This is a genomic window from Porticoccus sp. (genome assembly GCA_023261185.1).
In the GTDB taxonomy this organism is placed as follows: domain Bacteria; phylum Pseudomonadota; class Gammaproteobacteria; order Pseudomonadales; family Porticoccaceae; genus Porticoccus; species Porticoccus litoralis.
The window spans coordinates 1-8,882 of the sequence record JALRJN010000059.1 but is presented as its reverse complement, the minus strand read 5'-3'; the positions used below and the strand labels follow the sequence as shown (position 1 = coordinate 8,882).

Annotated in this window: 11 protein-coding genes and 1 tRNA gene; 4 read left to right on the top strand and 8 right to left on the bottom strand. The window is 57.5% G+C overall.

The features are described 5' to 3' along the window. The 5 genes from ACYZYZ_RS05485 to ACYZYZ_RS05465 form a co-directional block, all read right to left on the bottom strand. On the bottom strand, positions 1–986 hold a 986-nt coding region (locus tag ACYZYZ_RS05485), incomplete at its 3' end, for an efflux RND transporter periplasmic adaptor subunit (protein WP_461483535.1). Positions 987–1,009: 23 nt separating this feature from the next. Then, positions 1,010–2,320, bottom strand: coding sequence for a TolC family protein (locus ACYZYZ_RS05480; protein WP_461483534.1), 1,311 nt, complete (start codon positions 2,318–2,320; stop codon positions 1,010–1,012). 63 nt (positions 2,321–2,383) lie between these two features. Beyond that, a complete protein-coding gene (locus tag ACYZYZ_RS05475) occupies positions 2,384–2,731 on the bottom strand; it encodes a hypothetical protein (RefSeq protein ID WP_139042551.1) in 348 nt (115 codons plus the stop codon). Between the two features lie 138 nt (positions 2,732–2,869). Beyond that, positions 2,870–3,193, bottom strand: coding sequence for a YkvA family protein (locus tag ACYZYZ_RS05470; protein WP_461483533.1), 324 nt, complete (start codon positions 3,191–3,193; stop codon positions 2,870–2,872). An 83-nt stretch (positions 3,194–3,276) separates the two neighbouring features. After that, complete coding sequence (locus tag ACYZYZ_RS05465) at positions 3,277–3,552, bottom strand: metal/formaldehyde-sensitive transcriptional repressor (RefSeq protein ID WP_123182368.1); 276 nt, start codon at positions 3,550–3,552, stop codon at positions 3,277–3,279. Between the two features lie 73 nt (positions 3,553–3,625). Between ACYZYZ_RS05465 and dmeF the strand changes: the two genes are divergently transcribed. Further along, complete coding sequence (gene dmeF / locus ACYZYZ_RS05460) at positions 3,626–4,558, top strand: CDF family Co(II)/Ni(II) efflux transporter DmeF (protein ID WP_022960218.1); 933 nt, start codon at positions 3,626–3,628, stop codon at positions 4,556–4,558. A gap of 108 nt (positions 4,559–4,666) precedes the next feature. Here dmeF and merR read toward each other — a convergent pair whose 3' ends face one another. Continuing rightward, positions 4,667–5,071 (bottom strand): Hg(II)-responsive transcriptional regulator, encoded by a 405-nt coding sequence (merR, locus tag ACYZYZ_RS05455; protein WP_305170081.1) that lies wholly within the window; start codon positions 5,069–5,071, stop codon positions 4,667–4,669. Between the two features lie 97 nt (positions 5,072–5,168). Between merR and merT the strand changes: the two genes are divergently transcribed. Genes merT through merA form a run of 3 tightly spaced genes read left to right on the top strand, consistent with a single transcriptional unit; the run spans position 5,169 to position 7,271 of the window. Beyond that, a complete protein-coding gene (gene merT / locus ACYZYZ_RS05450) occupies positions 5,169–5,519 on the top strand; it encodes a mercuric ion transporter MerT (RefSeq protein WP_022960220.1) in 351 nt (116 codons plus the stop codon). 12 nt (positions 5,520–5,531) lie between these two features. Next, complete coding sequence (gene merP / locus ACYZYZ_RS05445) at positions 5,532–5,828, top strand: mercury resistance system periplasmic binding protein MerP (RefSeq protein ID WP_022960221.1); 297 nt, start codon at positions 5,532–5,534, stop codon at positions 5,826–5,828. Between the two features lie 36 nt (positions 5,829–5,864). After that, entirely contained in the window at positions 5,865–7,271 is a 1,407-nt protein-coding gene (gene merA, locus ACYZYZ_RS05440; protein WP_022960222.1) for a mercury(II) reductase, read from the top strand. A gap of 15 nt (positions 7,272–7,286) precedes the next feature. On the opposite strand, the gene ACYZYZ_RS05435 is transcribed toward merA, so the two are convergent. Continuing rightward, positions 7,287–8,243 (bottom strand): arsenic resistance protein, encoded by a 957-nt coding sequence (locus tag ACYZYZ_RS05435; RefSeq protein ID WP_461483532.1) that lies wholly within the window; start codon positions 8,241–8,243, stop codon positions 7,287–7,289. A 502-nt stretch (positions 8,244–8,745) separates the two neighbouring features. Next, positions 8,746–8,832 (bottom strand) — tRNA-Leu (locus tag ACYZYZ_RS05430). Positions 8,833–8,882: the final 50 nt, after the last annotated feature.

The window sequence follows — 8,882 nt, the reverse complement described above, 5'->3', positions numbered from 1 at the left end:
TCCACCGTTTCCACCACGATATCCCCGGCCACCAGCAAACCCGGGGTCAGCAGTCCCTCGGCATTGTCAACTTCAACCCGGGCGAGGGTGTAGGGCGCGTTACTGGGTGCCGGCAGCAGGTGGCGTATGGTACCTTCCCGCTCGATGCCGTCAGCCTTCAGTCGGACTTTCTGGGCAATGGCAACCTCGGCCCGTTGGCCGGGGAAGACCTTGAATTCGGCCCACAGAGTGGTCAAATCGGCAATGGCGAATAGGGGTTGCTCCCCGGTCATTTCTCCGTTGCTGATCCGACGCTCAATGACGATCCCGTCGATGGGCGCTCGCAGTGCGTAGGTTTGCAGGCTTTCGTTGGACTCGACTTGAGCGAGTACGTTGCCACGCTCGACCCGATCGCCCAGATTGACCTTCACCTGGCTGACCACGCCCGGGAAACGGGCGCGGATCCGGGCAATCTGCTGCGGTGCCGTGGTCAGGCTGCCGTAGGTGGTGAGGCTGCGCTCGATGGCACTCGGCCCGGCTGCGGCCGTTGTGATACCCGCTTTTTGGGCGATAGCCGGGGCGATCCGGGTGCGACCTTCGTGGGATTCCCAGTGCCAGCGGTAGTTCTTGCCGTCCATGGCGAGGGTCACTTCCACGTCGAAGGAGTGGGGTTCGGTCACCACGCCATCCCCCAGCCAGTAGTCCCCCTGGTAGGCGAAGTCGAATGTGTCCACTTGCCCGCCCAGGCGGGTGAGCTGGACATTGAGGTCAATATCATCGGTAACGGCGCGGCCAGCCTTGGTGACCCAGGCCCGGTATTCCGGGGGAACGCCCTGCTCAAAGATTTGCAGTTCGACGGTGGCGTCGTTCTGTTGCAGCAGTATGCCGCCGTGAGGCCCCCTGGCCTCGGCCTGCGATTCGTCGTGTTGTTCCTCGGCGGCTTGTAAGGGACTGATGGCAAGGCAGCTGGCCACCAGAATCAGACAGAGTTGTTTTATCAGTTGCATGGTGTGAATCCTGAATTTGTGGGTTAGCGCGTCGGGGCGCCCGGAACAGTCGCGAGTGGCTGCGCCGTAAGTTGTTCGATCAACGCCTGGTTGAGCAGCGCCGTGGTGGCGGCGTCGACCAGTGCCTCCCGTGCTGAGAGCAGCTCCCGCTGTGCGGCGGTCCACTCCACATAGCTGTAGCGGCCGTTTTCATAGGCTTCGCGGGTCTGAGTGAGTGCCTCGGTCAGGTCGGGAAGCATTTGGCTGCGAATCTGCTCAACAGTCTCGATACTCTGTTGCCGCAAGTGGTAGGCGTCGAACAGGCGCGAATGGAGGCGCAGCAGGGTATCCTCCCGGCGGAATCGGACCTCATCCCGCGCCGCCAGGGCGGCCTGCACCTCGCCGCGATTGCGCCGTCCGGAAAAGAGCGGTACTGAGAAACCAGCGGTCAAGGCGGTATCGTCCGTCTCCTCGAAACGCCGGACGCCCACCTGCCAACGGATATCGCTCTCGGACTGGCTGCGCGCCAACTGAATCTCCGCTTCACGGATACGCTGTTCGCTCGCGTAGATTTGAATGGCCGGGCTGTCGCTGACCCGCTGGTACAGGGCATCGAAGTTGTCGGAGGAACCGAACTGGAACAGATCGCCTTCCAGCATTTGAAAGTCCGGGCTGGTATCACCCCACAGCGAAGCCAGAGCCATTTTCCGGCTCTCGTAGGTGGCTCGCAGACGGGACTGCTCAATACGACTCCGGGTGAGCGCCGCCCTGGCGCGCATGACCTCGGCCTGGGGCGCGGCACCCTGGTCGGCGCGTCGGGCGACGATCTCGTGGGTGGCCTCGGCCAGCGCCACAGCTTCAGCGGCCAGTTCGAGTTTTTCCTGCAGGGCCAGTGTGGCGACAAAGCGCTGGGTCACCTGTCCCAAGAGATCCAGGGTCTCGGCCCGACGCTCGGCCTCGACCCGCCCGTATCGTGATTCAACCACGCTGACGCGGGCCTGACGCTTGCCGCCAAGTTCGAGGACCGATGACAAGGACAGGGTGTACTCCGCCCCGTCAACTCCTCGCAGATTGTCGCTGCCGAGGAAGTTTTCCACTTCCAGTCCGGCCTCCAGGGCAGGATTTTGATCTGCCGTAAGGCGGCGGCCCTCAAGGCCCTGAAGGCGAAAATCGAAGACCTGGAGGCCGGGGTTTTGCGCCATGGCCCGCGAGCGGGCCTCGGACAGAGTGCGCGGTTTCTCTCCGGCGTGTGCCAGGGCGGAACCGAATGCCAGCGCTAGAAGGCAAAAGGCATGGATAATAAAGTGGCACGGCATTGCGCGCCGCCCGTTTTTTACGGGCATTCTGAAAAGCATGGGACTGCTCCTACGAAAGTCTAAATGACAGTTGTTCCCCGGGTGGGGAAGGTATTCGCAGGATCAGACGATAGGAGGGCGGAAAAGGGAGGATTGAACCCCGGTGGTGAAGTTGGCTTGGTAGTCGGACAGTACTATTCCTGCAGTCAAGCCGGAAATGTTGGTGAGGGTTCCCATCAATACCATGTGAAAGCAGCTATGGCTGTGATGGCAATGGTCCGCTGAATGATAGGGGCTGTCGGGAGACGACTTGGTTGCCTGATTTTCGCTGGAAAAATCCGCTGATTCGTGTGAATGCTCATCATAATGTGGCATTGCGGGGTTGTGCGGTTGTGCTTCATAGGCAATAGACGCCACTGACTGCAAAGCAATCAACAGCGTCATTGCGACTATGAAACAGCGTTTAATCATGCAAGTGGTCCCGGAATTTGATCGTGAGCCTAGCAGAAAGGCAACCACATTGAAACGACTGGACCCCCATGGGGTTACGTGAGGCACTGGTGCGCTGGCCTGAGCAAATCAAGTGGAGGCGATAGTTAAATTGCGTCATCAATATCCCCATAGATAGATTGATACCGCTATTGCAGATAGCCACAGACTGATAATGACGCCTGCCGCGACCCGGCTGATCGGCGTTGGGTGGTGGAGTCTAGCGCGTTCGCGATTCTCATGAATGACAATCTTTGGAGTCATTTTTACTACCAGCCAGATGCCCGCCGGAACGATCAATAAGTCATCCAGGTAACCAATGACCGGGATGAAGTCTGGAATGAGGTCGATAGGTGAAAAAGCATAGGCACCGACGACGAAGGCCAGTATTTTGGTGTGCAGAGGGGTGCGAGAGTCCCGCGCAACCAGCCACACCGTATACATGTCCTGCCTGATAAGTCTGGCCCATCTTTTTAGCTGCGTTCGCAATGTCTTCACCGGTATTTCGGAATTAATCGTTAAATGACCTATTTCAAATACGATCGCAGTATGCCGATGACATCATCGAGTTCCTGCTGACGCTGCGCCTGAGAAATGTCCTCGGCACCTAGATGTTCACGCAGATGACCTTCGAGCACTTCGGACATCAGGCCATTGATAGCACCGCGTATGGCCGCTATCTGTTGCAGTATGGCTGTGCAATCCTTGCCCTGATCCAGGGCTTTTTCAATGGCTTCTGCCTGCCCCTTAATGCGTCGAACCCGGGTTAAGAGCTTTTTTTGATCCCTGTTGGTGTGTGCCATATGCACTGTTCTCTAGTGTGTAAATATATACTGGGGTATAGTATATGTCGCGATGCATTAAGGTACCAGTCCTGTGGAAAAATTTGACAACACCATTCCTTGGCAGCACTCCCATATTTTTGATGACGGCAATCCGTTAGCGGAACGAAACACCCGGTGGGCCGTTTGGCTCACCGCAATTACCATGGTGGTGGAAATCGCCGGGGGATGGATTTACAACTCCATGGCGCTATTGGCCGATGGTTGGCACATGAGTTCCCATGCCATGGCGTTGGGTTTGTCGGTCCTGGCTTACGGCGCAGCACGGCGTTTGGCCCATAGCAAACGCTTCGCCTTCGGCACCTGGAAAATTGAAATCCTGGGCGGCTATACCAGTGCGATTTTGTTGGTCGGAGTCGCCGGGTTGATGTTGTTTCAATCCGTTGAACGCTTGCTGGCACCGAGCCCCATTCACTATGACCAGGCGATCCTGATTGCCATGGTAGGTTTGTTGGTCAATCTCACCTGTGCCTGGTTATTGAAAGATGGTCATGCTCATCATCATGGCACGGATAGCCACGATAGCCATCACCATCATCACGACCTCAACCTGCGTTCTGCCTATCTACATGTCATGACCGATGCGGCAACCTCTCTATTGGCCATTGTCGCCTTGTTTGGGGGCAAGTGGTGGGGGGCCAGTTGGCTGGACCCGGTAATGGGTATTGTGGGTGCAGGCCTGGTGTCCGCCTGGGCCTACGGGCTTTTGCGGGATACCGGTCGCGTGCTTCTGGATGCAGAAATGGATGCGCCTGTGGTGGCGGAGATACACGATGCCATCAAGTCGGCGCCGGTAGAGGCGGCAATATCGGATTTGCATGTCTGGCGAGTAGGGAAGGGGAGCTACGCGTGCATCTTGTCGCTCGTGGTGGATGAAACCGTAGCGCCTGACGATATCAAACGGTATTTAGGCGTACACAAAGAGCTTGCTCATGTGACCGTGGAGTTGAATCAAGTCAGAGGGTAGCCAGCCGGAATCATCCTGATCTTTGATGCGCTGCCAAATCTTCGATGATTGCATCGTGAGTAGATAGGGATGCATGGGCCTTTTCGAGATGCGGATCTGCTGCTGCCATCATGGAGTAACTGCCTCAAACCCCTCGTGGAGGGATGCGATCAGTGGGCAGGTGACATTGTCCTTCTGGGTGCAGCACTCCTCGACGAGTTGGTCGAGCACGCCTTCAATTTGCTGAAGACTGCGGATCTTGTCTCGCACGTTGCCCAGCTTGCGCTCGCCCAGTGCTTTGGCCTCGTCGCAATGGGTGCCGTCTTCGAGTTTCAGCAGTTCTCCGATTTCCTCCAGACTGAATCCCAGCCATCGCGCCCTGCGGATGAATCGAAGCCGTGCCAGCGCGTCCTCGTCGTAGCGGCGAATCCCGCCTAAGGGCTTCTCAGGCTCTGTCATCAGCCCCAGCCGCTGGTAGTAGCGAATAGTTTCGACGTTTATCTCTGCGGCCTTGGCCAGACTGCCGATGGTCATGGATGTGTTTTGAGAACCGGACACGTTGCTTGACTCCGTAGTCGACTACGGAGATAAGCTTGCCACAGTGGTGAATAAAACAACAGGAGGTTTGCCCATGCCTGAATCCAAACCGGGACGCGGTTCGTTGCTTGCCGGGGGTGTCGCAGCCTTGCTGGCCTCTGCCTGTTGCCTGGTACCGTTGGTGTTGGTGGTGCTGGGGTTTTCCGGCGCCTGGATCGGTAATTTAACCGCATTGGAACCCTATCGTCCCTGGTTTCTGGGCGCTGCCCTGGTGGCCATGGTGTTGGCCTGGCGCCAGATATACCGGCCCACCAGGGCTTGTGAACCCGGCGATGTGTGCGCTGCACCCAGGGTGCATGGCGTTTACAAAGCCGCCTTCTGGTTCGTAGCGTTACTGATCGCCATCGCTGCGGTGTTCCCCTATGTCCTACCCCTGTTTTACTGAGAGGTCCGCAACATGAAAAAGTCCTTACTTGTAAGTTCACTGTTTGCCCTGTTCAGTCTACCCCTCTGGGGCGCGGAGCAGACCGTCACGCTGGATGTGCCCGGTATGACCTGCGCCGCCTGCCCGATCACCGTAATGACTGCGCTCAAGCGGGTTGACGGTGTCAGGCAGGTCGATGTCAGCTTCGAGCAGCGCGAAGCCAGGGTCACCTTCGAGGACACGCAAACCTCCGTTACAGAGTTGACGGAGGCCACGGCCAATGCCGGTTATCCATCTACCCTCAAACAAAGCTCGGCAGATCAGAAGTAATGAGATTGTAGGGTAATTTTCGGATAGGAAACCGTCATGAGTGAAGCGCAAGCGATTCACATTGCTGTCATCGGTACCGGCGGTGCCGCCATGGCCGCGGCACTGAAAGCGACGGAACGCGGCGCCCGGGTAACCGTGATCGAGCGAGCCACCCTTGGTGGCACCTGCGTGAATACCGGTTGCGTGCCATCCAAGACGATGATCCGAGCGGCGAAGATCGCGCACTTGCGACGCCAAAGTCCCTTTGACGAGGGCATTGATGTCTGGGCGCCAACTGTGGATCGTGGCAAATTGCTGGAACAACAGCAGGGATTGGTGGAAGCACTGCGCGAGGCCAAGTATGCCAGTATTCTACGTGACAACCCGGCCATTACCCTGATCCAGGGAACAGCGCAATTCGTGACGGCCAATGCGCTCGACGTCACCACCACGGAGGGCGAAGTGCGGCGGATCAAATTTGATCGGGCATTTATCGGCACGGGTGCGCGGCCGGCGATCCCACCCATTGCGGGGTTGGCCGATACGCCGTACCTGACTTCCACCTCCGCCTTGTCGCTATCCATCATCCCAGAGCGCCTGCTGGTGATCGGGGGATCAGCGGTGGCATTGGAGCTTGCCCAGGCCTTTGCGCGGCTGGGCAGTCATGTAACCATCCTGGCGCGTAGCCGGTTGCTATCCCGTGACGATCCGGCTGTAGGCGATGTTATTCGGAAGGCCTTTGAGCAGGAAGGCATTCGGGTATTGCTGCGGACCCAGGCCAGCCGGGTCGATTACGCCGATGGAGAGTTCATACTGGATACCAATGCCGGGGAATTGCGAGCAGAGCAGTTGTTGATCGCCACCGGACGCACACCCAATACCGAACGGTTGGGTCTGGAACAGATTGGCGTGAAGACAGTGCGTGGCGCGATTCAGGTGGATGGGCGAATGCAAACCAACGTGCCAGGCATCTATGCGGCGGGCGATTGCACCGATCACCCCCAGTTCGTCTATGTGGCCGCCGCCGGGGGCAGCCGGGCCGGGGTCAACATGAGCGGCGGCGACGCTCTGCTTGACCTCAGCGCCATGCCGGCGGTGATTTTTACCGATCCACAGGTGGCGACCGTTGGCTTGACGGAAGAACAGGCGACCACGCAGGGGTTGCAGGTCGATACTCGCGTGCTCAGTTTGGACAGCGTGCCGCGCGCCTTGGTGAATTTCGACACCCAAGGCTTTATCAAAATGGTGGCCGAACAGGATTCAGGCCGCTTGCTGGGAGTGCAGGCAGTTGCCGCCGAGGCTGGAGAACTGATCCAGACGGCAGTAATGGTGATGCGGGCCAATATGACCGTGCAGGAAATGGCTGAAGAGCTGTTTCCCTACCTGACCATGGTGGAAGGGCTCAAGCTCTGCGCCCAGACTTTTACCACGGATGTGACTCAATTGTCCTGTTGCGCCGGGTAAGGCTGCGTTCCCGGCTCAGTCGGCATTCCTGATCAGGCGCGGCAGCCAGCGCAGATATGCGACCATGCCGAACAACTCGACCAGGGATTGGAAGACGATGACAACGATGGCGGCACGCCAGGGCTCCGGCAGTGACAGCGCCAGCGGCAGCATGACGAAGGAGTTGCGGGTACCAAAGCTGAAGGTGAGGGTGCGGCCGATAGTGGGCGTGAACCCGAATAGCTCACTGAGCCCCTTGCCGATAATGGCGGCGGCAATCAGGTAAAGCACAAAAACCACAAGCGCCGACCACAGCAGGGCGCCACTGTCGATCACCAGGCTGACCTGGGAGCCGGCAACCAGAAACACCACCAGTGCCAGCAACGGCACGGGCAGCCACCCAAGCCAGTCCACCAGTGTTTGCGCGCGCGGGTGCTTTTCCGTCAACCGTTCGGTAATCCAGGCCAGGATCAGCGGGGTGACAATCAATCCGAAGAAGGCTGGCAGCAAGTGGCTGCCGACCGCCAGCTCAATGGCGATATTGCCCATGAAAAGCCAGATATAAACGGGTAGCAAAATGAGCTGCACAATCAGCAGGATCGGCGCGGCCGCGATGGCCCGGGCACCGTCCCCACCACCGAGATGGGTATAACTGATAAACCAGTCCGTACAGGGCACCAGCAGTACCAGCAGCACGCCGAGACGAATAGCGGGATCATCCGGTAACAGCCACAACAGAAGACCAACGACCACCGGTATCAGGATAAAATTGCCCGTCAGCAAAGCGGCCAGAAAGCGGCGATCACGAAATGCCGACCTGAGATGTATCAGTGGTACCTGAGTGAAAGTGGTATACAGAAGAACACCTAGGGCCGGCCAAAGCAACACTTCCCAATGACGGGTCTGCTCTGGTGACATCCAGCCGATGGCCATGCCGACCAGGATGGCAACCAGATAAATCCAGACCTGATATCGCTCCAGTTGTTCGCGCATTTAAAGCTGTTCCTGCTGTTTTTCGAGGGCACGATAGTATCATTGGTGCGCAATGAGCTCCGGGGACACGCCCTAAGGGTTTCGGCAGACTCATCGAAAGGACTGAAATCTCTTTAGGCGGTGTCGGGAGAGATACGGTAAATTGGCCAGTGCCAGCATTTCACCTTTTTGCCGGCTAGTAGAGGGGAGGGTGTCCCTAAAGGGTTGTTGGTTTTTCCCCAGTTTGGCAGGTTCTGACCCTGTTGAGCGGGGTCACGGATGTAAGGTTAGTAGAACCTAAAGAAGCTGGTCAATTGCTCATGGACATACTGAGATATTTCGAGAGGGTAGAAAGCTATAGTCTTTAGCTTTGGTAATAGGTGTGGTGTAGCTTGAAATGTTTATTAGAAGGCATGCTTTAGATTTCTTCACATTACTCAGATTTGTATCCCAGTTGTATCCCAGAATTTCTATCTAGGTTGTGGGGTATAAAATAATCCGTTGCGTTTATGTAAGGGGGGGATGGTACCAGAGGCCGGACTCGAACCGGCACACCATTGCTGGCGGGAGATTTTGAATCTCCTGTGTCTACCAATTTCACCACTCTGGCACAGGGGCGCGATTATAGCAGCGGCCCTTGCAGAATCAATAGATGTACCC

Excerpts from the sequence above, each read along its gene's own strand:
- ACYZYZ_RS05475 (WP_139042551.1), bottom strand. The coding sequence starts at position 2,731 with ATGATTAAACGCTGTTTCATAGTCGCAATGACGCTGTTGATTGCTTTG.
- merP (WP_022960221.1), top strand. The coding sequence starts at position 5,532 with ATGAAAAAGTCCTTACTTGTAAGTTCACTGTTTGCCCTGTTCAGTCTA.
- merR (WP_305170081.1), bottom strand. The coding sequence starts at position 5,071 with ATGACCATCGGCAGTCTGGCCAAGGCCGCAGAGATAAACGTCGAAACT.
- ACYZYZ_RS05480 (WP_461483534.1), bottom strand. The coding sequence starts at position 2,320 with ATGCTTTTCAGAATGCCCGTAAAAAACGGGCGGCGCGCAATGCCGTGC.
- merA (WP_022960222.1), top strand. The coding sequence starts at position 5,865 with ATGAGTGAAGCGCAAGCGATTCACATTGCTGTCATCGGTACCGGCGGT.
- ACYZYZ_RS05465 (WP_123182368.1), bottom strand. The coding sequence starts at position 3,552 with ATGGCACACACCAACAGGGATCAAAAAAAGCTCTTAACCCGGGTTCGA.
- merT (WP_022960220.1), top strand. The coding sequence starts at position 5,169 with ATGCCTGAATCCAAACCGGGACGCGGTTCGTTGCTTGCCGGGGGTGTC.
- ACYZYZ_RS05435 (WP_461483532.1), bottom strand. The coding sequence starts at position 8,243 with ATGCGCGAACAACTGGAGCGATATCAGGTCTGGATTTATCTGGTTGCC.
- ACYZYZ_RS05470 (WP_461483533.1), bottom strand. The coding sequence starts at position 3,193 with ATGTATACGGTGTGGCTGGTTGCGCGGGACTCTCGCACCCCTCTGCAC.